The organism is Saccharopolyspora tripterygii, from assembly GCF_054778355.1.
The window spans coordinates 728,790-753,173 of the sequence record NZ_BAAGZP010000008.1; the positions used below are offsets into that span (position 1 = coordinate 728,790).

23 protein-coding genes and 1 tRNA gene are annotated in these 24,384 nt (G+C 68.0%); 12 read left to right on the forward strand and 12 right to left on the reverse strand.

Features of this window, described 5'->3' with window-relative positions; all coding sequences use genetic code 11:
- Positions 1-3: 3 nt before the first annotated feature.
- Positions 4-2,541 carry a glycohydrolase toxin TNT-related protein gene (locus ACYVF3_RS09005; protein ID WP_461153701.1) on the reverse strand — a complete coding sequence of 846 codons (2,538 nt, stop codon included), beginning with the start codon at positions 2,539-2,541 and terminating at the stop codon, positions 4-6.
- Between the two features lie 277 nt (positions 2,542-2,818).
- On the opposite strand from ACYVF3_RS09005, the gene ACYVF3_RS09010 reads away from it, so the two are divergent.
- Genes ACYVF3_RS09010 through ACYVF3_RS09020 form a run of 3 tightly spaced genes read left to right on the forward strand, consistent with a single transcriptional unit; the run spans position 2,819 to position 5,273 of the window.
- Positions 2,819-4,084: an MFS transporter gene (locus ACYVF3_RS09010; RefSeq protein ID WP_461153702.1), complete on the forward strand. Its 1,266-nt coding sequence runs from the start codon at positions 2,819-2,821 to the stop codon at positions 4,082-4,084.
- 6 nt (positions 4,085-4,090) lie between these two features.
- Positions 4,091-4,942, forward strand: coding sequence for a bifunctional methylenetetrahydrofolate dehydrogenase/methenyltetrahydrofolate cyclohydrolase (locus tag ACYVF3_RS09015; protein WP_461153703.1), 852 nt, complete (start codon positions 4,091-4,093; stop codon positions 4,940-4,942).
- A gap of 40 nt (positions 4,943-4,982) precedes the next feature.
- Positions 4,983-5,273: a DUF3017 domain-containing protein gene (locus tag ACYVF3_RS09020; RefSeq protein WP_461153704.1), complete on the forward strand. Its 291-nt coding sequence runs from the start codon at positions 4,983-4,985 to the stop codon at positions 5,271-5,273.
- Positions 5,274-5,332: 59 nt separating this feature from the next.
- Here ACYVF3_RS09020 and ACYVF3_RS09025 read toward each other — a convergent pair whose 3' ends face one another.
- Together ACYVF3_RS09025 and ACYVF3_RS09030 are read right to left on the reverse strand one after the other, a co-directional pair.
- Positions 5,333-6,169 carry a DUF4253 domain-containing protein gene (locus ACYVF3_RS09025; RefSeq protein WP_461153705.1) on the reverse strand — a complete coding sequence of 279 codons (837 nt, stop codon included), beginning with the start codon at positions 6,167-6,169 and terminating at the stop codon, positions 5,333-5,335.
- A 97-nt stretch (positions 6,170-6,266) separates the two neighbouring features.
- Positions 6,267-7,277 (reverse strand): zinc-binding dehydrogenase, encoded by a 1,011-nt coding sequence (locus ACYVF3_RS09030; RefSeq protein WP_461153706.1) that lies wholly within the window; start codon positions 7,275-7,277, stop codon positions 6,267-6,269.
- A gap of 91 nt (positions 7,278-7,368) precedes the next feature.
- Between ACYVF3_RS09030 and ACYVF3_RS09035 the strand changes: the two genes are divergently transcribed.
- Positions 7,369-8,043: a TetR/AcrR family transcriptional regulator gene (locus ACYVF3_RS09035; protein ID WP_461153707.1), complete on the forward strand. Its 675-nt coding sequence runs from the start codon at positions 7,369-7,371 to the stop codon at positions 8,041-8,043.
- A gap of 31 nt (positions 8,044-8,074) precedes the next feature.
- Here the strand turns inward: ACYVF3_RS09035 and ACYVF3_RS09040 are convergent, their stop codons facing one another.
- From ACYVF3_RS09040 to ACYVF3_RS09050, 3 genes are all read right to left on the reverse strand, one after another.
- Positions 8,075-8,275: a DUF1918 domain-containing protein gene (locus ACYVF3_RS09040; RefSeq protein WP_461153708.1), complete on the reverse strand. Its 201-nt coding sequence runs from the start codon at positions 8,273-8,275 to the stop codon at positions 8,075-8,077.
- Positions 8,276-8,357: 82 nt separating this feature from the next.
- On the reverse strand, positions 8,358-8,786 hold the full coding sequence (locus ACYVF3_RS09045) for a hypothetical protein (RefSeq protein WP_461153709.1): 429 nt from the start codon (positions 8,784-8,786) through the stop codon (positions 8,358-8,360).
- 126 nt (positions 8,787-8,912) lie between these two features.
- Complete coding sequence (locus ACYVF3_RS09050; RefSeq protein WP_461153710.1) at positions 8,913-9,746, reverse strand: metal-dependent hydrolase; 834 nt, start codon at positions 9,744-9,746, stop codon at positions 8,913-8,915.
- Positions 9,747-9,984: 238 nt separating this feature from the next.
- Between ACYVF3_RS09050 and ACYVF3_RS09055 the strand changes: the two genes are divergently transcribed.
- Positions 9,985-11,205 (forward strand): NADP-dependent isocitrate dehydrogenase, encoded by a 1,221-nt coding sequence (locus ACYVF3_RS09055; RefSeq protein WP_461153711.1) that lies wholly within the window; start codon positions 9,985-9,987, stop codon positions 11,203-11,205.
- A gap of 436 nt (positions 11,206-11,641) precedes the next feature.
- A tRNA-Val gene (locus ACYVF3_RS09060) sits at positions 11,642-11,716 on the forward strand.
- Positions 11,717-11,765: 49 nt separating this feature from the next.
- Here the strand turns inward: ACYVF3_RS09060 and ACYVF3_RS09065 are convergent.
- The 5 genes from ACYVF3_RS09065 to ACYVF3_RS09085 all read right to left on the reverse strand — a co-directional run bounded on the left by ACYVF3_RS09065 (position 11,766) and on the right by ACYVF3_RS09085 (position 16,396).
- The gene (locus tag ACYVF3_RS09065) at positions 11,766-13,100 is read right to left on the reverse strand and encodes a tyrosine-type recombinase/integrase (RefSeq protein ID WP_461153712.1); all 1,335 of its coding nucleotides are present in this window, start codon (positions 13,098-13,100) and stop codon (positions 11,766-11,768) included.
- A gap of 86 nt (positions 13,101-13,186) precedes the next feature.
- On the reverse strand, positions 13,187-13,537 hold the full coding sequence (locus ACYVF3_RS09070) for a helix-turn-helix domain-containing protein (protein ID WP_461153713.1): 351 nt from the start codon (positions 13,535-13,537) through the stop codon (positions 13,187-13,189).
- A 162-nt stretch (positions 13,538-13,699) separates the two neighbouring features.
- Positions 13,700-14,776, reverse strand: coding sequence for a DNA-methyltransferase (locus tag ACYVF3_RS09075; RefSeq protein WP_461153714.1), 1,077 nt, complete (start codon positions 14,774-14,776; stop codon positions 13,700-13,702).
- Positions 14,773-15,555 carry a TRM11 family methyltransferase gene (locus tag ACYVF3_RS09080; RefSeq protein ID WP_461153715.1) on the reverse strand — a complete coding sequence of 261 codons (783 nt, stop codon included), beginning with the start codon at positions 15,553-15,555 and terminating at the stop codon, positions 14,773-14,775. The genes ACYVF3_RS09075 and ACYVF3_RS09080 overlap by 4 nt, the downstream gene beginning before the upstream one ends.
- Positions 15,548-16,396 (reverse strand): hypothetical protein, encoded by an 849-nt coding sequence (locus ACYVF3_RS09085; protein WP_461153716.1) that lies wholly within the window; start codon positions 16,394-16,396, stop codon positions 15,548-15,550. The genes ACYVF3_RS09080 and ACYVF3_RS09085 overlap by 8 nt, the downstream gene beginning before the upstream one ends.
- 512 nt (positions 16,397-16,908) lie before the next feature.
- Between ACYVF3_RS09085 and ACYVF3_RS09090 the strand changes: the two genes are divergently transcribed.
- The 5 genes from ACYVF3_RS09090 (at position 16,909) to ACYVF3_RS09110 (ending at position 23,035) form a co-directional block, all read left to right on the forward strand.
- Complete coding sequence (locus ACYVF3_RS09090; RefSeq protein WP_461153717.1) at positions 16,909-17,802, forward strand: hypothetical protein; 894 nt, start codon at positions 16,909-16,911, stop codon at positions 17,800-17,802.
- A gap of 55 nt (positions 17,803-17,857) precedes the next feature.
- Positions 17,858-18,226 (forward strand): pilin, encoded by a 369-nt coding sequence (locus tag ACYVF3_RS09095; protein WP_461153718.1) that lies wholly within the window; start codon positions 17,858-17,860, stop codon positions 18,224-18,226.
- A 4-nt stretch (positions 18,227-18,230) separates the two neighbouring features.
- On the forward strand, positions 18,231-19,226 hold the full coding sequence (locus ACYVF3_RS09100; protein ID WP_461153719.1) for a hypothetical protein: 996 nt from the start codon (positions 18,231-18,233) through the stop codon (positions 19,224-19,226).
- 933 nt (positions 19,227-20,159) lie between these two features.
- Positions 20,160-21,200, forward strand: a complete 1,041-nt coding sequence (locus tag ACYVF3_RS09105) for a PrgI family protein (protein WP_461153720.1) — start codon at positions 20,160-20,162, stop codon at positions 21,198-21,200.
- The gene (locus ACYVF3_RS09110) at positions 21,197-23,035 is read left to right on the forward strand and encodes a VirB4 family type IV secretion system protein (protein WP_461153721.1); all 1,839 of its coding nucleotides are present in this window, start codon (positions 21,197-21,199) and stop codon (positions 23,033-23,035) included. Before ACYVF3_RS09105 ends, ACYVF3_RS09110 begins: the two co-directional genes overlap by 4 nt.
- Before the next feature lie 24 nt (positions 23,036-23,059).
- Here ACYVF3_RS09110 and ACYVF3_RS09115 read toward each other — a convergent pair whose 3' ends face one another.
- Positions 23,060-23,332 carry a hypothetical protein gene (locus ACYVF3_RS09115; protein ID WP_461153722.1) on the reverse strand — a complete coding sequence of 91 codons (273 nt, stop codon included), beginning with the start codon at positions 23,330-23,332 and terminating at the stop codon, positions 23,060-23,062.
- Positions 23,333-23,527: 195 nt separating this feature from the next.
- On the opposite strand from ACYVF3_RS09115, the gene ACYVF3_RS09120 reads away from it, so the two are divergent.
- The gene (locus ACYVF3_RS09120; protein WP_461153723.1) at positions 23,528-24,355 is read left to right on the forward strand and encodes a GP88 family protein; all 828 of its coding nucleotides are present in this window, start codon (positions 23,528-23,530) and stop codon (positions 24,353-24,355) included.
- The last annotated feature ends 29 nt before the right edge of the window (positions 24,356-24,384 follow it).

The window sequence follows — 24,384 nt, forward strand, 5'->3', positions numbered from 1 at the left end:
TTCTCACTCCATGGGCGGGCGCTCGTTCGACGGCATCTCCGCGAGCGTGCCGTCGGCGAGGAGATCGCTGACCGCCGCGGGGAGCACGAACGCCGTGCCGCCACCGGGCTGCTCGAACCACGCGACGGCGGTTCCCCGCAGCGCCTGGATCGGGCGCTGCACCCGGTACGCCGCGTAAGCCCGGTTGGACCACTGCGGCGGCAGCGAGCGGTGCGTGTACGGGGTGCGCACGGTGTACATCACGTTGCCGTTGGGCTCACCGAAGCGGTCCAGCTCGGTGCCCGGCTGCAGCATGACGATCCGGCGGTCCCGGTACAGCGTCAGCGGCGGCTCGCCGTTGAGCGGCTGGATCTGCTGACCCTGCGGGGCCTGACCGTTGGCCGGCTGGCCGTTCGGCGCACCCTGCGGCTGTCCCTGCGGGGGCTGCCCCTGCTGAGGACGCGGCGGCCCGGGCGGCGGACCCTGCCGCTGCGGACCGGCCATGCCGGGCCCACCCGGACCGGGACGGCGCTCAGCACCCCCGGCCGGCCCCTGCGCGGGACCGGCGGCCGGGGGAACCGGGGCGTTGCTGTCCCGTCGCGGCTGGCGCTTGGGCAGCGGGTTCGAGCCCGGAGCCCCACCGGCCTGCGGCTGCGCCGGAGTTCCCGCGGGCGGGGACGGCGGAGCCTGGGGAGCCTGCGGCGGACGCTCCATCGACGGCGCCGGCTGGAACCGGGTCGGCTCCTCGGCGGGCGGCGACGGCGGGGTCTGCGGTGCAGGCTCCTGAGCGGCCGGTGCGGATTCCTGGTTCGCCGTGAACAGCGGGTTGCCACCCGTGCTCGGCCCGGACTGCTCCGGCTCGCGCGCGGCGCGCTGGGGCAGTTCCGACGACAGGGGCGTGCGCTGCGGCAGCTCCGACGACGGTTCCGGGCTGCGCTTGGGCAGCTCGGCGGCGGGTTCCGGGGTGCGCTGCGGGAGGTCAGCGGGTTCCTGCTGACCACGCTGCGGGAGCTCGGCCGATTCCGGCGTGCGCTGCGGGAGCTCGGCGGCGGGCTCCGGCGTGCGCTGCGGGAGGTCGGCGGCGGGCTCCGGCGTGCGCTGCGGGAGGTCGACCGGTTCCTGCTGACCGCGTTGCGGGAGACCGGCTTCCGGTTCGCCGCGCTGCGGCAGATCCGGGACCTCCGGTGCGATCGGTGCAGCGGCGGCGGCCGGAGCCGATTCCGCCGGACGCTCCATCAGCAGCTGGCCGAGCAGGTACGCGGCAGCGTGGTCGACGCGGGCGAACCGCACGTCCTCGGCACCGGTGACGACCCAGTCCTCGCCGTCCTGCACCAGGCAGTGGGCGTCCGCGCTGCGGCTGCCCAGCCGGTAGGAATCGCTGTCGACCTGGAAGTCGGTCAGCCGGTCGTGCAGGTGGGCCAGCACTTCCTGCGCGTCGGGCGCGTCGTCCTCCTCGTCGAGCACGTGCCGGGAACCCGAGGCCGCAGAAGCGGTCTCGTCCTCGAACGGCTCGTAGAGGTCGTCGTCCTCCGGTTCGTCCGAAGAAGAACCGACCGCGCCGATCCCGGCTGCGGCGGCACCCGCAGCGACACCGGCGCCGGCACCAGTGGCGAGCACGGCACCGTTGGACTCCGGCTCGGGCTCGCCGGCGGAGAGGTCGTCGGGCTGGTCGACCAGTTCGCTGACGGCCGCCTCGCGGGTCGCGTCGTCGACGTCGCCGACCGTGAAGCGACGGCTGCGGACGTGCTCGACCAGGGCGGTCTCCGGCGGCATGCCGTACTGGGCCAGGTAGTAGGCCACCGAACCCGGCCACAACCAGGTCCCGTCGGTGTGCCAGGTACCCGGGACGGACTGGGTGCGCTCAGGGTCGAAGTGGTCTTCCTCGTTCTCCCGCGAGGCCAGCACGACCGGAGCGTTCTCCAGGTACTGCCGCAGCGCGCCGACCTCGTCGGCGGGCACCGGGCGCCGGTCGGACACGACCGGGCGGCCTTCGTCGTCGACGTCGTCGAAGACGCTGGTGATCCGGAAGCGACCGGAGCCGATGGTCTCGGAGGAGAAGTCGGCTTCCGCCTCGAGACCCGCGACCGTGTCCGGCACCACGGGTGCCTCCTCGGCCTGCGGGCTGGAGGTGCCGTCGACCCGTTCCTGCATCCAGTCCGGGATGTTGTCCTCGGACCTCGGGTAGCGGCGAAGCTCGTCGACGTAGGCCGCTCGGGGCAGCGGGCGCTGCCACTGAGGCTCTGTGTCGAAGTTGATATCGATTCGGTAACTGGACGGGCGCTCGACCACGTAGAGCGCGCTCAACCAGGTGCCCACGTCGGGGCGGTACATGCCCTCGCGCAGGCGCTCGAAGATCTCGCGCAGCTCTGTCGGCGGCTCGAGCGAGCGTGAACTGCCGTCCTGCGCGGTGAGCTCACCCAGCAGGTCGGTGTATTCGCCGGTGGCGCGGTACTCCACCGTGATCTCCTGCCAGTCCTCAGGAGCGCCTTGTAAGAGCAGAACACCGATCTTGCGGGCGATCTGCTCCTGCTCTTCTGGACTGATCGCTGTCGGACGCGACATGGGTGACATCCTCCCCCTCTCGACGAGGCAACCCGACTCCACCCCGTCGAAACGCTACTCGACGCGGGCCCGGCGTTGTGCGCTGTGTGTGACATCCGCGCCGCCGGTGATCGTCTTGTGGCGGTTTTCAAGATCACCCCGGGTGAGGTCGATGATCTCGCCCCAGAGCTTGCCTGCTGAAACCGCCTATGAACATCACACCACCAGGTGTATTGGATCAATGAGGGGCCTGGAAAACCAGTAGCGGTACGTCAGTGCCGAACGACACAGTTATCACGTGCTGCGCCCCTACCGGCTCCTGGCCGCCGTCCCACACGCTCCGTCACTGATGTGCTCCGGTCTGCTCGCGCGCCTCTACATCCCGGCGCAGGTGATGGTGCTGACGTTCCTGATCGCCGAGTGGACCGGCTCGTACGCGATCGGCGGTGCGGTGTGCACCGCGATGACCATCGGTCAGGCGATCGCCGGGCCCGTGCGCGGGCGCGCGGCCGACCGCACCTCGGTGGCGAAAGTGCTGGTGCTGAGCGGTTTCGTCCAGGCGGCGGGGTTCGCGGCGATGATCGCGATCGCGCACTGGGTCGACGGGACGCGCTGGTGGCTGATGCTGTTCGCGGCGCTGGCCACGGGGCTCGCGTCGCCGCCGCTGGGGCAGGTGGCGCGGTCGATGTGGCCGCGGATCGCCCACGGCGAGGCTCGCGAGGCGGCTTACGCGGTCGAGGCCACGCTGCAGGAACTCCTCTACGTCGTGGCACCGATGCTGGCCACGTTCGTCGTGGCCGCCTGGAACCCCTCGGCGGCGCTGGTGGTCCTGGGGGTCTGGGCGCTGATCGGGCCGGGCCTGTTCGCGACGGCGCTGTGGCGCGCGGGGATCCGCGGGGGCCTGGGCTCCGGCGGCCCGGGGTCGTCGGGCGGGGTGGTTCGGGTGCGCGGGTTCGCGTCGATGCTGTGCTTCTTCAGCTTGAGCGTCGGTGCGCTGGTCTCGATGGACCTGGTGCTCGTCGGTTGGGCGCGGGAGCGGGGCGAACCGGGACTGGCCGGGGTGATGGCGATGGTCTGGGCCCTGGGTTCGCTGGCAGGAGGCCTGGTGATGGGCGGATTCCCCCGGTCCCGCCTGTGGGTTCGCTCCGGTCTCTGCGCGCTCGGCCTGTGCGCGCTGGTCCCCGTGCTGCCACCGGTGTCGGCCGGATCGCCGTGGGCGATCGGGGCCGTCCTGGCGCTCGGCGGGACGGCGATCGCGCCTCTGCTGGCCGCCGCCAACGGCAGGACGGCGGACCTGGCTCCGCCGGAGCGGCGGGGCGAGGCGTTCGGCTGGGTGTCCACCGCGGGCACGGCGGGTGTTGCGATGGCGGGTCCGCTGGCCGGTTCGATGCTCGACCTCGGCGGGCCGGCGGCCGCGGGAGCGACCTGCGCCGCGCTGTCGGTGACCGCCTTCGGCGTGGTGCTGCTGCACCTGAGGCGGGTCGGGACGTTGCCGCCGGCGGCAGAAGTGGTGGAGGCAACTGCGGACCGGCGAGGTCGAGCGGCGGACGATCTGCCACGATGAGCAGCTGTGAGCGCGACGATTCTCGACGGCAAGGCGACCAAGGACGCGATCTTCGACGAGCTGCGACCCCGCGTCGCCCGGCTCGCCGAGCAGGGCAAGGCCCCGGGTCTGGCAACGGTGCTGGTCGGAGACGACCCCGGTTCGCAGTCTTACGTGCGCGCCAAGCACAACGACTGCGCGAAGGTCGGCATCAAGTCGATTCGCAAGGACCTGCCCGCCGATGTCAGCCAGGCTGACGTGGAGGCGGTGATCGACGAGCTCAACGCCGATCCCGAGTGCACCGGCTACATCGTGCAGCTGCCGCTGCCCAAGCACCTCGACGCAGGCCCGCTGCTGGAGCGGATGGCTCCCGCCAAGGACGCCGACGGCCTGCACCCGATCAGCCTCGGCCGCCTGGTGCTGGGCGAGGAGGCCCCGCTGCCGTGCACCCCGCGCGGCATCATCGAGCTGCTGCGCCGCCACGACGTCGAGCTCAACGGCGCGCGCGTCGCGGTCGTCGGCCGCGGCATCACCGTCGGCCGCCCGATCGGCCTGCTGCTGACCCGCCGCAGCGAGAACTCCACGGTGACCCTGTGCCACACCGGCACCAAGGACCTGGCTTCGGAGATCTCGCGCGCGGACGTGGTGGTCGCCGCCGCGGGCGTGCCGAACCTGATCACCGCGGACATGGTCAAGCCGGGCGCGGCGGTGCTCGACGTGGGCGTCACCCGCACCGACGACGGGCTGGCCGGTGACGTGCACCCGGACGTCTCGGAGGTCGCCGGTTTCCGGTCGCCGAACCCCGGTGGCGTGGGCCCGATGACGCGGGCGATGCTGCTGACCAACGTGGTCGAGGCGGCCGAACGTAACCTGGGCTGAGCGCAACCTGGGCTGAGCCCGGCCCCGGGACTGGAGGAACGTGAGCGACTGGATCCCGGACAGGTCACGCCTGTCCATCCACGTGCCGTTCGGCCTGGTGTGCGGCATCGGGCTGATCGGATTCCTGCTGGTGGCCCTGCAGCACTGGCGTCGCGGCGCGGTCGTGCTCGGCCTGGCGCTGCTGGTCGCGGCCGGTCTGCGCGCGATGATCCCGGACGACCGCGCGGGCCTGCTGGCCATCCGCAGCCGCGTGGTGGACATCCTGCTCTACAGCGGTTTCGGCGTGGTCATCATCTCGATCGCGATGACCATCCGAGGCCTCTTCGGCTGACGGTGACGTGGGGGAGGTTTTCATGAGAACTTCCCCCACCCCCGGAAGCGTCCTACAGGTCAGTCCCACCAGAAGGACCACGTGCGGCGACCGCGGATCTCGGCGGCGTAGGCCGAGATCGATCCGGTCTCCTGCAGGATCCGGTCGGGGCAGAAGGTCCAGTGCTCGGCGGCCACTCCGGCCGCGTGCTCGGCGGTCTGCGGCGGGGCGGCGACGCTCATGTCCAGGCGGTCCGGGCCGAGCCGGAGGATGCGGGCGCCGAAGCGCTCCTCCCAGCTGCGCACCATCGCCGAGAGCCCGGCGGTGCGCGAGACGTGGTTGGCGGCCCCGGACCAGCCGAGGACCGTGAGCACGTCCGCGCCGCGCTTGACCGGCACCAGCGCGAGCCGGGTGTCGGCGTTGACCATCTTCGGGAGTTGCTGGTTGGCCAGCACGTCCGGGTCGGCCAGCAGGTTGCCCGCCGGGGCCGGGCCGGGGCAGGAGTAGTCGAAGGGCGCCAGCACGTCCAGGTCGTAGGCCGGCCCGAGCTCGTCGTCGGCCTGCACCAACCCGTCCCAGATCCGCACCATGACGTCGTAGACGCGCCAGCGGTCGACGTGTTCGAGCGGTTCGGGCGCGGTCACGCCGACGGTGCAGCGCTCGCCGAAGGTCTCGTCGCTGTCGATCAGCAGGAGCGGCCACAAGCCGCTGCGCCGGTGCTCGGCGCGCAGAGCGGCGGCCAGTTGCGGTCCTGGTGCGTCGGTGCTGATCCAGCACAGCGGCGTCGGGTAGGCGGCCATCGACATCCGCTCGGTGAGGATCTCGCCGGGTGGCAGCTCCGTGGAAAGCCCTGAACCGATGCCGAAAACCGCAGGAAGATCGGCCGGTGCCCCCGCGTCCCGGTCGTCTTGCAACACTCCACAGCCTCCTAGCGATTCCCGTTTGAACCACCTTAAGGACGCGGGGCCTCCGGCGGGAGCCCGGGATGGTGCAAACCAGCTAACATTTCGGGCTTCACGCGCTCCCCGACCCGGGTCGCAGGACGATGCGGCCGGTCTTCTTGCCGGACAGGTGCAGGTCCAGCGCTTGTTCGGCGTTCTCCAGCGGCAGGCGTTCGGCGATCAGCGGGCGCAACCGTCCACTGGCGACGGCCCGGAGCAGCTCGGCCAGGTCGGTGCGGAACTGCTCGCCCGGACGCACGTAGTACAGCCGCGCCCGGCGACCGCCGGTCCTGCCGAGCAGCCGGCCGATCTCCCACCCGACGAGCAGGCGGGTGATCCCGAGATAGGGCCGCCACCACGCTCCTGAGTCGTTGAGGGTCGCCGAACTCCCGTAGCTGACCAGCGTTCCGCCGGGGGCGAGGAGTCGCCAGGAGGCCGGGAGGCTGGACGGTCCCAGCGGGTCGAAGACGGCGTCCACGCCGTCCGGGGCGAGTTCGGTCACCTTCGCCGCGACGTCTTCCGAGCGGTGGTCGATCAACTCCGCTCCCACGTCGGAGAGATCGGCGTGCCGGTGCGCGGAAGCCGTTCCCAGCACTCGGATTCCGTCTGCGACGGCCAGCTGCGCGAGCAACGTCCCCACTCCGCCGCCGACCCCGTGCACCAGCACCGTTCGTCCTCTTCGGACTCCGGAGGTGCGCAGGAGCTGTCGCGCGGTGACACCGTTGAGCACCAGCGCCACCGCTTCCGCGGCGTCGATGCCCGCGGGAACCTCGACGAGTTCCCGGTCGGGGAGGGCGACGTGCTCCGCCCAGGCGCCGGTGCGCGGCATGGCGGCGACCCGCTGCCCGACGCGCCAGGAGCTCTCGGCGCCGGTGGCGATGATCTCGCCGACCAGGTCGTAGCCGGGGACGAACGGGAACGCGGGCTGGGCCGGGTAGCGGCCGAGCCGCATCTGCACCTCCGCGAACGCGACCCCGGTGGCCTCGGTGCGGACCACGACCCCTCGCGGCTCCGGCTCGGGCGTCGGCGCCTGCCGGACGGTGACCTCGCCGAGGCCGGTGAGCACGATCTCGGTACCTGACATGACGACTCCTTCGTGACAACTAGAAACTAACGTTAGAAGCTCTAACTCAAATATGAGCCTGTTACTCTGCTGGTGTCAAGGGAGGCGGAACATGTCAGCAGCGCCGCGCAGTCCCCGCGAGCGGTTCCGGGAGCAGACGCGCACCGAGGCCAAGCAGGTCGCGATGGAGCAGCTCGCCGAATCAGGGCCCTCGGGGATCTCGGTCAACGCGATCGCCAAGCGGATGGGCGTCACCGGCCCGGCGCTCTACCGCTACTTCGCCAACCGCGACGCGCTGCTCACCGAGCTGGTGGCCGACGGCTACCGCGACCTCGCCGAAGCGCTGGAGGCCATCGCGCACGAGCACCGCCGCAAGGCGCCGGAGAACCGGTTCCGCGAGATCGCGATGGGGTTCCGGCGGTGGGCGATCGAGGCGCCGCAGCGATTCCTGCTGCTCTTCGGTACCCCGGTGCCGGGCTACGAAGCGCCAGCGGAGACCTTCGAGCTCGCCGACCGGGTGTTCCGGCCGATCCTGGAGGTCCTCGCCGAACTCGCGCCGCAGGGGGAGCCGAGCGGCGCGCTGGACCGGCAGCTGGTGGCCTGGCGCGAGCGGCGCGGCGGCGCGCAGCTGCCGGTGCCCGCGTTGCGCAAGGCGGTGCGCGCCTGGTCGCGCCTGCACGGCGCGGTCAGCCTCGAGGTGATCGGTCACTTCGAGGGGATGGGGGTCGACCCGGAACCCCTGTTCCGGGCCGAGGTGGATTCGACGCTGGCCGACCCCTGGGACTGAGGCCGGTCGCTTCAGGTGCGACCGGCCCGTCCTACTCGCCTCGACGAGGCGAGGGGGTTTCGACGACGCAATCGGAGCCCGGGAACACCAGGCCCTCGTGCCCGTCGGTGTAGCGGACCTTGTACGGCGGCTCGCCGTCGGGTCCGAGGACCTCCAGGATCTCCGCGTACTTCTCGGCCTCGTCCACGTGCTTGCTGTGCACGTGCAGCTGGTCGCCCACGACTGCTCTCATCAGCCATCACCTCCGCTTGAACCAGGCTAAGGAGTTGCGGCGGACTTGGCTCGTCAGCGGACCGGGTGAACCTCGGGGCGGATCAGCCGGCCAGGCGCGAGCAGGTCGTGGTCACGGTCTGGTACTTCTCCAGCTGCGCCGAGGTCCACTCCGCGCTGGCTTCGATGTCGACCTTGCCGTCGGCCACCTGCTGCACCGACTCCTGCACGTCGAGCAGGTTCTGCTTGAGCGTCTGGTCCGCGGTGCTGTTCGCCAGCTGCTGCAGCTCGGTGACCTTGGCCTGGGCGTCCGCCTGGGCCTTCTGCGGGTCGGCGAAGTTCGGCACGAAGTTCGCCGCGTTGATCGCCTGCAGGCAGGCCTGGGCGGAGTCCAGGCTCTGCTGCGCGCCCTGGAGTTGCTGGTTGGCGTTCTGCAGGCCCTGCTGGGCCTCCTGGATCTCGCCGCACGCGGCGAGGCCCGCCAGCAGCGGCAGCGACAGAACGGCCGCCGCGACACGCAATCGAGCTCGCATCTTCCCTCCGGGGACAAGGCGCAGTGCCCAGGTGGCGCTGCAGGTGCACCTTATCGGTCAGACCAGAGGGATTGTGCCGTTTGTCTTGTTTTGCGTGCTAATGGTCCAAACCCTACTCCGGGTGGCTCAAGGCTTCGCCTCGATCCAGGCCATCACCGCGGGCGGCAGCTCTAGACCGGTCAGCCAGGGGGCCGCGCCGAGGCGGTAGAGGACCACGCAGGTCAGCGCGGCCGCCACGAGGGTCAGGCCGGGACCGATGATGACCAGCTCGACGGCGCCTCCGGTGCGCATGCGCAGCAGCTTCGGCGGTGCGACGGGGAACCAGGTCTTGCCGCCCAGCGGCACCGGCCACAGCATCGGGCAGCCCTGCTCGGTGATCGCGTCGCCGATGAAGTGGGCGACGCAGCCGATCATCACCGCCAGCCCGAACGCGGCGGCATCGGTCGGCTGGTCACCGGCCCAGGCCCAGCAGGCGACCGTGAGCAGCAGCGACGTGGCCGCGATCAGCAGCGCGTCCTTCCGCGAGCTCCAGGTGTGCAGGAGTCCGCGCACCGCGAGGCCGGCGAAGAAGAACATCAGCACGCCCAGTGCGCTGCCCTCGCTGGTCTGCACGATCGCGGTGGTGATCAGCCCGGCGAGGACGGCGAAGACGACGGTGTGGGTGAACCCCCGGTGGGTCCCTTCGCGGTCGCTGTCCTTCTTGGTCCGCGTCAGCCGGTACAGGAAGCCGCTGAACCCGCTGATACCTGCGGAGAAGCCCTTGGAGATGGCGCCGAAGGTGGCCGAGACGGTGGACGACGGGTGATCGATGTCGGGCAGCAGAGCGGCACCTGCGGCGAGCGTGGCCCCGACCACCCAGGTCTTGGGGGATAATTGGCCTATCGCGTGCGTGTCGGCCAGGGCTGTCACCGCAGCCCAGGCGGCCAACCCGCTCATCGCGTGCGTCGGTCCTGTCGCCATGTCTCTCCCGCATCGCCTGCCGCGCCGAACGAACTGCTCGACAAGATCACTCGTATGTGAGTTCGAGAGTAGAAGAAGATCACGACTCGGCTCCGCATTGCCCCGGGAGTGGCTGCCTGTGAATCTGGCTTCGGATGTGCCGTGACCCTGGTGGCGGGCGACGGGGGCAAGGCACAATCGAAGGCGCTAGCAGTACGCTTGTACCGCTTGCATTCTCGCGAGAGGAGCACCCCGCCACATGAGCAAGATCAAGGTCCAGGGCACCGTCGCCGAACTCGATGGTGACGAGATGACCCGGATCATCTGGTCCTTCATCAAGGACAAGCTGATCCACCCCTACCTGGACATCAACCTCGATTACTACGACCTCGGCATCGAACAGCGAGATGCCACCGACGACCAGGTAACCGTCGACGCCGCGAACGCCATCGCGAAGCACGGCGTAGGCGTCAAGTGCGCCACCATCACGCCTGATGAGGCGCGCGTGGAGGAGTTCGGCCTGAAGAAGATGTGGCGGAGCCCGAACGGGACCGTCCGCAACATCCTCGGTGGCGTCATCTTCCGCGAGCCGATCGTCATCTCCAACATCCCGCGGTACGTGCCGACGTGGACCAAGCCGATCGTCATCGGCCGTCACGCCCACGGCGACCAGTACAAGGCCAGCGACTTCAAGGTCCCCGGCCCGGGCACCGTCACCATCACCTACACCCCTGAAGACGGCTCCGAGCCGATCGAGATGGAGGTGGCCAAGTTCGGTGAAGACGGTGGCGTGGCCATGGCCATGTACAACTACCGCAAGTCCATCGAGGAGTTCGCGCACGCGTCCTTCCGGTACGGCTTGGAGCGCGGCTACCCGGTCTACATGTCGACCAAGAACACGATCCTGAAGGCCTACGACGGCATGTTCAAGGACGTGTTCGAGGAGATCTTCGAGAACGAGTACAAGGCCGCCTTCGAGGCCAAGGGCATCACCTACGAGCACCGGCTGATCGACGACATGGTCGCCACCGCCCTGAAGTGGGAGGGCGGCTACGTCTGGGCCTGCAAGAACTACGACGGTGACGTGCAGTCGGACACCGTGGCGCAGGGCTTCGGCTCGCTGGGTCTGATGACCTCGGTCCTGATGACCGCTGACGGCAAGGTGGAGGCCGAGGCCGCGCACGGCACGGTCACCCGCCACTTCCGCCAGCACCAGCAGGGCAAGCCCACCTCGACCAACCCGATCGCGTCGATCTACGCCTGGACGCGCGGCCTGCAGGCCCGCGGCAAGATGGACTCGACCCCGGAGGTCGTCGGTTTCGCCAACGCGCTGGAGCAGGTCGTCATCGAGACCGTCGAGAGCGGCAAGATGACCAAGGACCTGGCCCTCCTGGTCGGCAATGACCAGGCGTACCAGACCACCGAGGAGTTCCTCGCGAGCCTGGACGAGAACCTGCAGAAGAAGATGGCCGACCGCTGATCTTCCTTTGACGCGAAGCGCCGCTACCGCCGAGGTGGAGCGGCGTTTTTGCGTTCCGGGTCCTCACCAACTCCCAGTTTTAGTCCAAACTGAGCCGACATTTCGGACATGATCATGGCTCGGTTTGGACTAAGGGGTCGTTTCAGAATGCGGCGGAGCCGCTGTTTCAGGTGTGGGACTCAGCTGGCACCGCCGCGGGTTCTCACACGTCGTCTGGCGAGTACGCCGCGACGCCGTGTATTGGCATACATCAGGAGTGGCGCACGGAGTCCAGGCGGCGTGTGAGGTTCCGCTACCCGCACCGCCAAGCAAGGTGATTCTGCAACGACCCCTAAAACTGGGACGTGGCGAGGCGCGCCCCGGCGAGACGGGGTGGGTGCGAGCGGGGGAAGTCCGCTGGGCTAAACTCTTCAGCGCTGGCGGAGAGATTCGCCGAGCGCGATTAGCTCAGTGGGAGAGCGCTACCTTGACACGGTAGAGGTCACTGGTTCAATCCCAGTATCGCGCACCAATTCTTTATGCAGGTCAGCGGCCTTGCTCCTCCAAGGGGCGGGGCCGTTTTAGCTTGCGAATGGCGATGAAATGGCGATTAGGTCTTCATCTGTGGCCAGGCTGGCCCGAAGCCGCGGGATCCACAGCAGGAGTTGCGCGCGTTCCGCGACCGACAACGAGGCGACGGATTTCACCCAACGCGTCTCCAAGGACTGAAGTAGGTCTTCGGTCATCGCCGGAGTGACGTGGTCGTAGACCCGGGCAATGCCCTTCATCTTCTGCCCAAGTCGGGCTCGTCGAGCGACCTCGGGCACCCCGTCCTCGGTCAACCACGTGTTGTGGCTGTGCCGGCCTTCGTGGAAGCTGAGATCGGACAAGATCGCCGGGGCGTGCCTACTGTGTCGGGGCTCGTCTGGCCGCACCCCGTCCCACGCGGGACGCCAACAGCGTTGCCGGAAGTTCGACCGGCGAAGTGGCGCTCGGTCCGGGGTGCAGAACACCCAAGGGCTGTCGTGCGAATGCATCAGCGTCTCGTACGCCGTGGCAATGCCAGGCGGCAGCGGTACCCACCGGGTCCCGGCCGGGCTCTTCGTTCGCCCCCTCTTCGCCGCTTTTCCTCGTCGCTTCGGACGCTGTGAAGCCGATGCTGGGATGATGCCTTCGAGCGCACCTCCTGGCCCGACTCGGCGGCCCCCCTTGAACAGGTTCCCACCGATCTCCTTGAGCGGTTCCTGGATGCAGATCGCTCGGTTTTCTCGGTCGTACTCATGCCGTTGCTGGCCGACCAGCTCGCTCCAGCGTGCCCCGGTGTAGAGGTCCATGAGGCAAAGGACGACCCCCGACAACCCGGCGGTGGTGTGCAGGCGCATAGCCGCGCGGAGAGCTTGGACTGGGTTCGCGACCAGCCGATCTGACTCATAGGCACCGGAGGTGACTCGGACCCCTGAGCACGGGTTGGCAGGCATGCAACGAGCTCTGACGGCTGCGTTCAACATCGTGGAAAACGTTGCGAAAACGGACGCCACGGTCGAATCTGCGTAGTCATCGTGGAGCTCCGACACCCACTTCTCGATCTCCACGTAGTTGTTGAAGATCCCGATCAGTGGCCACGCGGACCACTGCGGTAGCAGCTGCGAATCCAGATGGGACTCGTACTTGGCGAGAGTGCTGGGCTCCAGCCGCGGTGCCAAGGCATCGAGAAACTCGCGTGCGAACGTGCCGAACGGCTTCTCGCCATCGCGAGGGTCGATCCACATGTGCCGGCGAATCAGTGCTTCCTGCTCGTTGCCCCAGTTTTCGGCTGCTCTCTCGGAGGGAAACCCGGACTTGCTGCCCCAGGTCCCGTCAGGGCGCTTGAACCGGGCGCGCCATCCTCCACTGTCGTCTTGTTGGCCGTAGGCCATGACCACTTCCTTCCTTGCTCTTTCCCTCTTGTGAAGCCACCTCGGCAGACGAGCCGGGGTGGACATTGGTGTGGGGCTGTGCCGGGTCAGGCCGCCCGAAACCCGCTCCCTTTCCCATGTCCCTGAGGTACGGGCATTTTCCTGGCGAGCCGTACGATTTCTGCGGCGTCCTCGCGGCTGAACCGGTAGTGCTTTCCGAACCTGCGGTGCGGGATGAGCCCGGCTGCCGCCTGCTCCTTCAACGTGCGTGGTGATAGCCGCAGGAGGTCTCCGAGCTGTTCCGCAGTGAGCAATGCATCGGGGTCATGCGGCGCATGTTCGGCAAGTGCGCGGACAGCGCCAGCTAGTTCACGAGCTGCCGAGGCAAGTTCCGTCGCTGCCGGGATCGTGTCGGCGTCCGGAGCAGCGGCATCGCCGTGCGGATCGTGCGGGTTCATGTGACAGCCCCCTCAACCCTGTCGCGAGCGTAGCGGCGGGAAGCGTAACGCCGGCGGACTGGATTGAGTCGCGACTGCCGCGTCACACACCTCTGCACAGCCTTCCGGTTACGCCGTTGTGCTTGGGGAAAACCCGTGGTGCTGGTGTCGCACACCTTGCTTTCAAGCAACGCTGGCTCCCGGATTCGTTTCGTCGTTGAGCTCGGTGCGCCCGTTCTGTTGCTGGAGTCGTCGCAGGAAGATGTCGTGGTAATCGGCCCGCAGATCGATTCCCTGGAAGGACCGGCCCAGTCGTCGGGCGGCGAGGCCGGTAGTTCCTGCTCCCGAGAAGGGGTCCAGGACACCGCCATCGTCAGGGCAACCGACCGCAATACAACGCTGTGGAAGGTCGACCGGAAACGGGGCGCAATGCGCCTCCGGTAGTGGTCGCGTAGATATCGACCAGATGTCTCCGACGTTCTTCCCGGCCCCTCGTGGTTTCCAGGGCGATCGGATTGTGTGCGGCTTCTTGCCTCCGCGATGGTTCTTCCGATGCTCTGGACGGTTCGGTGACAACGGTTCGAGCGCGTGGGCCGCGTTGAAGTAGTAGTCCGGCTGCTTGACCAAGAGGAAAACCATCTCGTAGCGTGAGGAGAAGCGATCTGATGCCGGGTCCGGTATGGCGTTGGGCTTGTGCCAGACCATCGCGTTGCGAATGATCCACCCATCTTGTTGCAAAGCCAGAGCAATCCGCCACGGAATACCCATCAGGCTCTTGTGGCGCACCACCGCGGATCCCGTATCGGCCGTGGTCCTGCGCGTGTTTCCTGTGCCGCTGTTGTGGTAGCTGAAACTGTCCCGGACATTGAGCCAGTAGGTTCCCCGTGGTGTGAGAAGACGCCAGGTCTCCGCGCTCACCTCTCGCAGTCGATCAATGTAGTCATCGATGGTTGGTTCCAGACCATATTGTCGATCGTGCGCAAGAGCACCGCACTTCCTGCAGTTCTTGTTCACGCTCGAATGAAGCCACGACGGTGCCCGTTTCTTGGTGGTCCGGCGTTGATGGGGCGTGGTCCCCAAGGTGTGTCGGCAATCCGGGTTTCCGCCCATCCAAACCGCGGTCCCGTAATCGCGCAATCCCCAATGGGGTGGCGAGGTGACGACACAATCCACCGAAGAGCTGGGAAGTGATGCCATGACCTGAAGCGCGTCACCAAGATGCAATGCGATGGTCTCGGCACGATAGTAGAGACTGTTCACACGACACCTCGCTGCGGAGTTTCTTCACGACGTGCGGTGTTGGGAAGTCGGAAAATCAGCACGTCAAGATGGACCGAGATGGCTGTGGTACGGCCGTGAATATCGGTATTCTCCGGGAGGTGCCCCGCGCGGCTGACGATTCTCGGGCGTACCCGATCTCCTCGAATAGGTGCGGTCAGAGCGATGCAGTGGTCGGCAGGGACGAGGCCGATCGCGTCGGCGGCGTCGCCGACTTTGCCGGGCAGATCGAGCAGCCTTCCGTGGCGCCGCCAGGGGCGGCAGGTGATCACGATGTGCCCGCCAGGCCAGACCCAGTCAGCGGCGGCATCTAGGTCCTCATACAACCCGACGAGCACCCGGCTGGGGTCGCTGGCCGGGGTGTGCCGCAGGCCGGTGAGCACGAGGTCGACGGCGCCCGGCAATTCGGCGGCGCGGGGGTCGTCAACGCTATCCAGCAGGGTCGCGGTGCCGACCGGGCCAGCGAGGCGGGCAAGATCGAGGTTGGCCTCCAGGGCGGATTCCCACCGGGGCTCTGTGGGCAGGCCGATCGCGTCCCTGCCTGACCGGAGGGCTTCGGCCAGGACCAGTCCCGGTCCTGGGTTCGGGTCGCAGACGGCGTCGCCGGGGGCGGTGTAGGTGGTGATGATCTGCCGCGCGACGTCCGGGGTCAGGGCGGTGTCGGCGCGGGTGGCCCCGACGTGCCGATCCGCGATCTGCCGAGCGGGGGTGGTGTGGCCGGTGTCCCAAACGCTGGCGGGACGCAGGAGAGCCTTAGACATGGTGGTCCTCCGTGGACTGGGTCGAGCGGCGGAAGACGCTGGCGATGGTGTGGATGCGGCGGTGGCCGCCGAGGGCGATCGCCGGGAAGCTGCGCCGGCTTGCCAGTCCAGTGCGCGACGGGGGTCGGTGGGCCAGGATCAGCCGGTCGGTCAAGATCAAACCGGCCAATGCCGCGGCCCTCGACAGCTGCCCTGAATGGCCGACTCGCGCTTGGTGCTGATCGCTACCGTGCGTGAGTACGACGGCGGTGCCGCCGGGGGCGAGCAGCGGTGTCCAGTCGGCCATCGCGAATGGGTCCGCGGGGTCGTCGGACCAGCCCGCGATGATCAACCCGAAGCCGTCGGAACCCGGACCGGAGGACTGGTCGAGCGGTTGCTGATCGGTCGGGTTCACGACCGGCTCGGCTAGGTCGCCCGACCGGCTCCCGAGTCCGGACCCGGACTCCCGGGCGCCGGGCAGACACCCAGCCGCCGTGTCGGACCCATGATCGCCGCGAGTGAGGTGGTCCGGTGTGGCGGTCGCGCCGCGGCCAAGTCGGAGGACGGACTCCACGAGCCGGTCCCGACGCGTCGGGCTCGAACCCGTCGCGGGGGGCTCGCCGTCGGCGAACATGATCCGGTCGCCGGGCGCGGTGTAGGTCGTGGTGATCATCGAGACGGCGGTGGTGACGATCGCATCTTCGTCCGCGCCGGGGTCGACGAGACACAGCCGCACCGTCGCCGACACCGGCGAGCTGGTGCGTTCGCGGGGCTCTTCACGGGCCGACCCGACGCGGAGGTTCGGCCTGTGGTCATCGGGGGTGTCAGGAGGCGGTACCTCCGGGAGCGGGAGGGCAGGCATCGAGTGCTCCGGTGATCGGTCGGTCTTGCCAAGGACACCCCTGAAGTCCGCGAAAACGGCTCCGATCGGTCACCGCCGGGCCAAGATTTTTCCCGCCATCTCTCAACTGGAACCGACACCCAGCGTCACCGGTGTCTCCGGTTCTTCCAAGACGCTTGTTGATCTCGTGATGCGCTGATGAAGATCGACAGTCGCGGCGGCTGCCAGGCGTCAACGGTCCCGTGGCGGCCGTTGTTCAAGATCGCTCCCGAAACGTCTCAAGATCTTTTTTCTTGTTCCGTCTCTCCGCCCATTTGAGGTGTCAGCAGCGGAACCGCATATGACTAACACCGCAGCCCACCGGCTTGGTGTTCGTTTAAGTCGTGATCTTGAAATCGACCAGAAGACGATCTCCTTGCTTCGGAACAAGAAGATCATCTTAGTTTCGTCTTAGTACGGAACCGTGCGCTGCGCTGTTCCTCGCCTGGCCCTCTCGGCGGCGTCATCAACCGCCGTTCGAGAGGAGCCGAGCAATGGCTCTCCCCACTTACTCCGAGCACGAAGAGTGGCCGGGCAACCCACTGGATGCCGCCCGTCAAGCCTTCGGGTGGCTGACCGCGGGGGACTACCCCGTGGCTGTGGACGGCCGCCTGTTCGACCACCTTCCGGACCGGATCATCCCGATTAACGAACTCCGGGACCTGCTGCTGGCCCACGGCTGCCCCCGCCGGGTGTGGGACCAGGTCTGGACCCACGTGATCAACCGCGCCCGTGTCGAGGGCGGCACGTGGACGATTACCGCGATCGGGTTGGCGCTGCCGATGCTGACCTCCCTGGCCGCCCGGCTGACCGAGCGCTACGCCGACGACCCCAGCGACATCCACGCCGAGATCCTGCGCGGGTTCCTCGACGCGCTGCAGACCGTGGATCTCACCGAGGGGCGGATCGCCATCCGGCTGCGGTGGGCCGCCTACCGTGCCGGGCACCGCGCGCTGCTGGACGGGATGGACGGGCCGACCCCGAAGCCGCCGGGGTTCCACTCCAGCGAACCCAAACCCCCAGCCGGCCATCCCGACCTGGTCCTGGCCCGCGCGGTCGAGGCCGGGGTCCTAAATCGGTCCGAGGCTGAGCTGATCGGCGCGACCCGTCTGGAAGGCGTCGAGCTGGCCGACTGGCCGCATCATCCCGGGCTGACCTACGAGGGACAGCGCAGCATCCGCCGCCGGGCCGAGAACCGACTCGTCGCCTGGCTCGCGGGGTCCGAAGCGAGCCCTGGCGACAGTGATCCGACCGGCGATTCCGCCGCGGCGCGACTGTCCCCCGAGGAGCAGACCGAGGACTCATTTCAGTCGCAGAGCGTAGCGAAAAAAGTCGGCGACCCAGCGACCGATCAGGCCCCGAATTCCGGACTTCAGGGACGCGGGTGAGCCCTACCCGCTTCGCGCCCCGCTGCCTCGCACGCGCTCTCTGGAGGTCTCTCTGATGCGCTTCTTGTCTGCCCCATGGCCATCCCGGCGCGGTGGTCTCCGGCTGCTGATGATCGCCGGGCTGGCCGCCGTCGGCCTGCTGGCGATCGCGATACCCGCGGTCGCCGAGACCTCCCATGTTCTCGCGCTGGCCCGCACGATCGACGACGTTCTCAACAATATTCGCAACTGGATCATGGGTCTGCTCGCTCTGCTGGCTACGGTCTTCTTGACCATCGGCGGCGTCCGCTACGTGCTGGCCAACGGCGACCCCGGCGAGGTTGAGAAGGCCAAGCAGTCTTTCAAGTCCGCCGGGTTCGGCTACGGCTTGGCGGCGCTGGCTCCGCTGATCGTGGAGATCCTGCGCGGAATCGTGGGGGCCTGATCCCATGTCGGCCACCGCGTACTCCACCTCGGGGGCGGGCCGCCTGGGCCGCGTGTGTACCGCGGTGGCCGCCCTGCTCGTGTTCGTCTCGGCGGCGGGTCTGGCTTTCACAGGTGCCGCCAGCGCCCAGCCCGCCCCGCCACCTGCTCCGTCCGCACCCGTTCCCGCACCCCGTCCACCGTGCCAGGGACCAAGCTGCATTCCCCAACCCGTTCCGGTGCCTCCGACGAACCAGCCGCCCGGAAATCAATCGAACCCCAATCAAGCTCCGACCCAGGAGTCGTCGTGCGGGATTACCGACATTCCCGCCTGCGTGTCGGGTGCGATCGAGTCGTTCTTCCGTGATCTGGTCACGCCCGGTTTGAACAGCCTGCTGGACCTGCTCGGGAAGTCACTGCTGGTGACCCCGCAGTTGGATCAACTGCCGGTCATGGGACAGATATGGGGCAACTCGCAGCAGATCGTCACCGCGGTCTACGCGACGCTCATCCTGGTCGCCGGCATCATCGTCATGGCCCACGAAACCCTGCAGACCCGACATTCCATCAAGGAAATCCTTCCCCGGGTGATTGTCGGGTTTCTCGCGTCCAACCTGTCGCTGTTTTTCGGCGGCAAGGTGATCGAAATCGGTAACGTGATTTCACGATCAATCCTGGGTGATGGGGTGAGCCCGGAAACCGCGGGGCGCGCCATGCGCGACGCCTTGATGCATGATCTCGACGGGGGCGGGCTTTTCGTCATCTTCATCGCGCTCGCTCTCATAGTCATGCTTGTCGCGGTTCTGCTTACTTACATCGTCCGTATCACGCTGACCATCATTTTGCTCGCGGCTGCTCCGATCTTGCTCATGTGTCACGCGCTTCCGTACACCGAAGGTATCGCGTTCTGGTGGTGGAAAGCATTCGCCGGGGTGATGGCCATTCAAGTTGGTCAATCGCTCGCCTTGGTTGCGGCACTCAAGCTCTTCTTTTGGCCCGGCGGCATCACGCTGTTCAACTAACAACAAGGGGGGAAGTGCTGTGATTCAGTTTCTGGTCGCACTCGCCTTGTGCTACGTCCTCATCAAGATCCCATTCTGGATTCTCGGATCTCTGCGCGGCGGCGGAGGCCGTTCTTTGGTCGGCGGTCTCGTCCGAGGGTTCATCACTTACAAGACCTTCGGTCTCCTCAGGGGGATGGGGGGAGGCGGCGGCGGAAAGAGCGCGCGTTCCCGTGGCGGTCAGAAATCGCCCGAGTCGCCGGATCCATATGCCACAACGCGGGCCACTGCCAACGGGCAGTACATGTTGCCGCTGAACGTCAAGAGAGTGCGGAAACCGACCGGGCAGCGACCGACGCCGCAATCGTCCTCACGTTCGCGCCCAGCCCGGCAGGGTAAACAGTTGGAGCTTCCGTTGGACGGCGAGTGGCCGGAGAACAGACCGCGGCTCGGCCGGGACGGGCAATACCAGCTCCCGCTGAACGTGCAGCGGCAACCCAAGCCGAAACCGGCTCCGGAGCCTGCCCCAGAGCGGAAGGACTCGACGGGACCGCGTGGCCGGCAGATGCCATTCCCGCTCGACGGGGAATGGCCGGAAAACAAGCCTCGGCTCGGCCGTTATGGGCAATACCGGCTGCCGATCGAGGTGCAGCGCGTGCGGCGACCCGCGCCACCCCCGGAGCCGCCGAAACCGACCCGGCCAGCGACGCGGGGACGTCAGACGAAGCTGCCCGCTGATGGCGAGTGGCCGGAGAACAAGCCCCGGGCGGGGCGGGACGGGCAGTACCAGCTTCCGCTGAACGCGCAGCGCACGCGGAAGCCACCCCGCAGTCAGCCCCAGGCACCGCCGCCTCCGCCGCAGCGGCCGGGGCCGCGTCAGCAGGAGTTGCCGCTGAACCTGCCGAAGCTCCACCCGCCCCGGCCCAGCACTGGAAGGAAAGGAGGTGACCGGACGTGAGCGCGCGGATTCCCGCCGACGTCGACCGCGAGGACCGGATTATGGCCGGCTTCACCGCCCGGCAGGTGGCGGTAATGGCACTGACGGGCCTGGTGCTCTACGGCGGCTGGCAAGCCACCCGCGCCGTGATCCCGGTGATCGCCTACGTCGCCGTCGCGGTCCCGATCGGGGTCGCGGTGACCGCGCTGGCCGTGGTGCGCCGCGACGGTGTGACACTGGATCGCCTGCTGCTGGCCGCGTTGCGGCAGCGCCTCCAACCGCGTCGACGGGTCGCGGCAGGGCAGGCCCCCGCCGAGGTGCCGGAGTGGCTGTCCGGGGTGGCCCACGGCCACGAAGCCGTCGCCGCGGGCGGGCTCGACCTGCCCGCCCAAGGGATCGCCGAAGCCGGCATCGTCGATCTCGGCGACGACGGCGTGGGCCTGGTGGCCGCGTGTTCGACGGTGAACTTTTCGTTGCGGACCCCGGCCGAGCAGGAAGCGTTGACCGCGGCGTTCGGCCGGTACTTGCACAGCCTCGGCGCGAGCGTGCAGATCCTCGTCCGCGCCCAGCGGCTGGACCTGTCCGGCCAGATCGCGGAGCTGCGCGAGCGTGCGGCGGGGTTGCCGCACCAGGCGCTGGAGTCCGCGGCGCTGGATCACGCCGACTACCTGGCCCAGCTCGGAGCACAAGCAGACCTGCTGCGCCGTCAGATCCTGTTGGTCGTCCGCGAACCGCTGCGCACCACCGGCCAGGACTCGTTGGCCCGGCGCCGCCGCTTTGGTCGTCCGCGTAGCGGCAGTGATCAGCCGTCGGACGGAGCGCGCAAGGCGGCGGCATCCCGGCTGCTGCGGCGGATGAGCGAGGCCACCGAACTGCTCTCGCCCGCGGGCATCAGCGTGACCCCGCTGGACGCCGCCCAGGCCACGGCAGTGCTCTCGTCGGCCACCAACCCGGACAGCCTGCTCCCGCCGTCGGCGGAGATGGCGGGCGCCGGCGAGGTCATCACCACGCCCATCGGCTCGGACTGGGGCCTCGATACCGAGGAGGATTTCTCGTGATCACTGCCAAGGAGCGTTGCGAGCAACCCGGGGCGGCGAGTGCCTTCGCGCCGGACGCGATCGAGGTGCACCCGCGGCACCTGCAGATCGGTCAGGACTGGGTCGCTTCGTTCGCGGTCACCGGTTACCCGCGCGAAGTGCACCCGGGCTGGTTGCAGCCGTTGCTGACCTATCCGGGCCGGTTGGACGTGTCGTTGCACATCGATCCGATTGACCCGCGCATCGCGGCCGATCGGTTGCGCAAGCAGCTCGGCAAGCTCGAATCCGGCCGTCGGCACTCTGCGGCCCACGGCCGGTTGCAGGACCCGGAGGTGGAGGCGGCGACCGAGGACGCCTACGACCTCTCCGACCGGCTTGCCCGCGGCGAAGGCCGTCTGTTCCGCCTCGGGTTGTACCTCACGGTGCACGCTGCCTCCGAGGACGAGTTGGTCGAGGAGATCGGCGCATTGCGCGCGTTGACCGCGTCGCTGCTCATGGACGCCAAGCCCACCACCTACCGCAGCCTGCAGGGATGGATCACGGCATTGCCGATGGGGCTGGACCGGATCGGCATGACCCGCACCTTCGATACCGCGGCGTTGAGCGCGGCGTTTCCGTTCACCAGCCCGGATCTTCCGCCGCCGGATGTCACCTCCGCGTCGACCGCAGCCGGGGTGCTCTACGGCTGGAACCTCGGCTCCCAGGGGCTGGTGCACTGGGACCGGTTCGCCTGCGAGAACTACAACTCGGTCATCCTCGGCCGCTCCGGAGCAGGCAAGAGCTACCTGGTCAAGCTTGAAGCGCTCCGCAGCCTGTACCGGGAGGTCGAGATCGCCATCATCGATCCCGAGGACGAGTACGCGCGCCTGGCCGGCGCGGTCGGCGGGACCTATTTCCCACTGGGTGCCGAGGGCATTCACCTCAATCCGCTGGATCTGCCGATCCATGTCCGTCCGGATGGGCGCCGCTCCGCACCCGCCGATGCGGTCACCCGCCGCAGTCTGTTCGTCCACACATTGTTGTCCGTCCTGTTCGGTCAGCCGTTGTCCGCGGACGAACGGGCGGTGCTGGACCAGGCGGTCACCGCCACTTACCAGCAGGCCGGCATCGTCGCCGACGACGCCCGTACCTGGACCCGGCCCGCACCGCTGCTGTCCGACCTGCGCGCCTCCCTTGCCCACCTCGGCGGTGACACCGCAGGCGAACTAGCCGCCCGGTTGCACCCGTTCACCGACGGCGCCTTCCGCGGGCTGTTCGACGGGCCCACTACCGCACCGCCGGAGGGCCACTTGCTGGTGTTCTCGCTGCGGAACCTGCCCGACGAACTCAAACCCGCCGGCACCCTGCTCACCCTGGACGCGGTGTGGCGACGGGTGTCCAGCCCCGCCACCCGTCGGCCAAGGCTGTGCGTGGTCGACGAAGCCTGGCTGCTCATGCAGCAACAGGCCGGAGCCGAATTCCTCTGGCGCATGGCCAAATCCGCCCGCAAACACTGGGCCGGGCTCACCGTGGCAACCCAGGACGTCGGCGATGTCCTCGGTACGGATCTCGGCAAGGCTGTCATTGCCAACGCCGCCACCCAGATCCTGCTGCACCAGGCGCCGCAAGCCATCGACGACATCGTCCGTACCTTCGCGCTGTCGGAAGGCGAACGGCAGTTCCTGCTGTCGGCTGGCACCGGGCAGGGCCTTTTGTCGACGGGGACTCAGCGGGTCGCCATGCAGGCCATCGCCTCCGACGGCGAGCACAACTTGATCACAACCGACCCTGCCGAACTGGCCTCGCTGTCTGAATCCTCCAACAAGGCAGGCGAATTGGGCGATATCGGGAGCTCGCAAGACCTTCTTCTTGACTGACTCTTGGAGGAATCTTTCGTGTCTTCACAGCTTGCCACCGCGGTAGTCGACCAGGGGCACCTTCTGCTCGTTCGTGGGCAGCCTCGTCCGCGACTTACTCCCTGTCTTCGCGCTGGCGGCCGGATTGGTGGCCGTGAGCTGGGTACCTGTGTGGTGATTGTGATCGCTGGGTACCTCGTCGGTGGCGTGGTCGCCTTCGGTATACGTGCACTGATCCACGCGTGCGTGCGCTACGTCCGTCGCCAACGGGACGTCGAGCACGCCCAGCTCGTCACTGTCGACGCCGACGGCGCCCACACCAAGGTTGTCAACCTCGACTGCTACCGCAGGCGCCGCTGGCACCGACGTTCCGGCCGACTCCAGTCCGACGGCACGCCCCAGCCTCACTGGGACGACGATCCGGCGTAAACGCGAGACCCTTCCTTATCTGTCGATCCACTATGGAATGTCATCGCGTTTCGTGAATTGTCCCTATTTCCATGGAGGACGCGTATGTCTTCATCTGCCCACGTCCCGTCAGAAACGTCTTCTGTCGGTCGCCCGCGACGGTTGCTGACTCAGAATCGGGAAATGCGGGCCATCGGTGTGCACAACTGGTCCTTGCCCGCCTGGGCCGGACGCCTGGCCGATGGTCGCACCTACAACACCTGCCCCAGCGCGGGGATTTGCCGACAGGTCTGTTACGCCCGCCACGGCACGTACACCTGGCCTGCGGTGCGGGCTAAGCACGAGTCGAATCTGCGGTTCGTGCTCGACGACCTGGCCGGATGGGAACAGGTCATGCTCGCCGAGCTGGCTGCACCGAAATTTCGCTGTAGCTGGATCAGAATCCACGACTCCGGTGACTTCTTCAGCACCCCGTACCTGGAGTCCTGGCTGCGCATCATGCGGGCATGTCCGGAGACCAATTTCTACGCTTACACCAAGGAAGTTCGGCGGTTCAAGACGATTGTGGAGCCCGACCCGCCTGAGAACTTCCTGTGGGTCTACTCCTATGGCGGGACGCAGGACGCGCTGCTGGACCCCGAGGTGGATCGCGTGGCCGATGTCTTCCCGAACGCCGAAGCCATCGCCGAATCGGGCTGGTCGTCCCAGGACGCCTCGGACCTGCTCGCGGTGCTCGGGCCGCACCTGGTCGGCGTTCCCGCGAACAACATCCCACGGTTCCTGAAGAAGCTTGCCGGACGTCGGTTTTCGGAGTGGCAGACCGAAGTCGATGCATACCGCCGCACTCGCGGAGACGCGGCAGTTCGTCCGATCACCAGCGCCCCGTCCGCTCGCCGTCGCGTTTATCCGGAGTCTGAAGAGCACGCCGCGTGAGCGTAACGAGTCCAATGACCTCTCCTGAC

Bases quoted from the DNA above. Each gene is read 5' to 3' on its own strand.
- ACYVF3_RS09005 (WP_461153701.1), bottom strand. From the start codon at position 2,541: ATGTCGCGTCCGACAGCGATCAGTCCAGAAGAGCAGGAGCAGATCGCC.
- ACYVF3_RS09030 (WP_461153706.1), bottom strand. From the start codon at position 7,277: ATGTCAGGTACCGAGATCGTGCTCACCGGCCTCGGCGAGGTCACCGTC.
- ACYVF3_RS09035 (WP_461153707.1), top strand. From the start codon at position 7,369: ATGTCAGCAGCGCCGCGCAGTCCCCGCGAGCGGTTCCGGGAGCAGACG.
- ACYVF3_RS09040 (WP_461153708.1), bottom strand. From the start codon at position 8,275: ATGAGAGCAGTCGTGGGCGACCAGCTGCACGTGCACAGCAAGCACGTG.
- ACYVF3_RS09045 (WP_461153709.1), bottom strand. From the start codon at position 8,786: ATGCGAGCTCGATTGCGTGTCGCGGCGGCCGTTCTGTCGCTGCCGCTG.
- ACYVF3_RS09050 (WP_461153710.1), bottom strand. From the start codon at position 9,746: ATGGCGACAGGACCGACGCACGCGATGAGCGGGTTGGCCGCCTGGGCT.
- ACYVF3_RS09055 (WP_461153711.1), top strand. From the start codon at position 9,985: ATGAGCAAGATCAAGGTCCAGGGCACCGTCGCCGAACTCGATGGTGAC.
- ACYVF3_RS09065 (WP_461153712.1), bottom strand. From the start codon at position 13,100: ATGGCCTACGGCCAACAAGACGACAGTGGAGGATGGCGCGCCCGGTTC.
- ACYVF3_RS09070 (WP_461153713.1), bottom strand. From the start codon at position 13,537: ATGAACCCGCACGATCCGCACGGCGATGCCGCTGCTCCGGACGCCGAC.
- ACYVF3_RS09080 (WP_461153715.1), bottom strand. From the start codon at position 15,555: ATGTCTAAGGCTCTCCTGCGTCCCGCCAGCGTTTGGGACACCGGCCAC.
- ACYVF3_RS09085 (WP_461153716.1), bottom strand. From the start codon at position 16,396: ATGCCTGCCCTCCCGCTCCCGGAGGTACCGCCTCCTGACACCCCCGAT.
- ACYVF3_RS09090 (WP_461153717.1), top strand. From the start codon at position 16,909: ATGGCTCTCCCCACTTACTCCGAGCACGAAGAGTGGCCGGGCAACCCA.
- ACYVF3_RS09095 (WP_461153718.1), top strand. From the start codon at position 17,858: ATGCGCTTCTTGTCTGCCCCATGGCCATCCCGGCGCGGTGGTCTCCGG.
- ACYVF3_RS09100 (WP_461153719.1), top strand. From the start codon at position 18,231: ATGTCGGCCACCGCGTACTCCACCTCGGGGGCGGGCCGCCTGGGCCGC.
- ACYVF3_RS09120 (WP_461153723.1), top strand. From the start codon at position 23,528: ATGTCTTCATCTGCCCACGTCCCGTCAGAAACGTCTTCTGTCGGTCGC.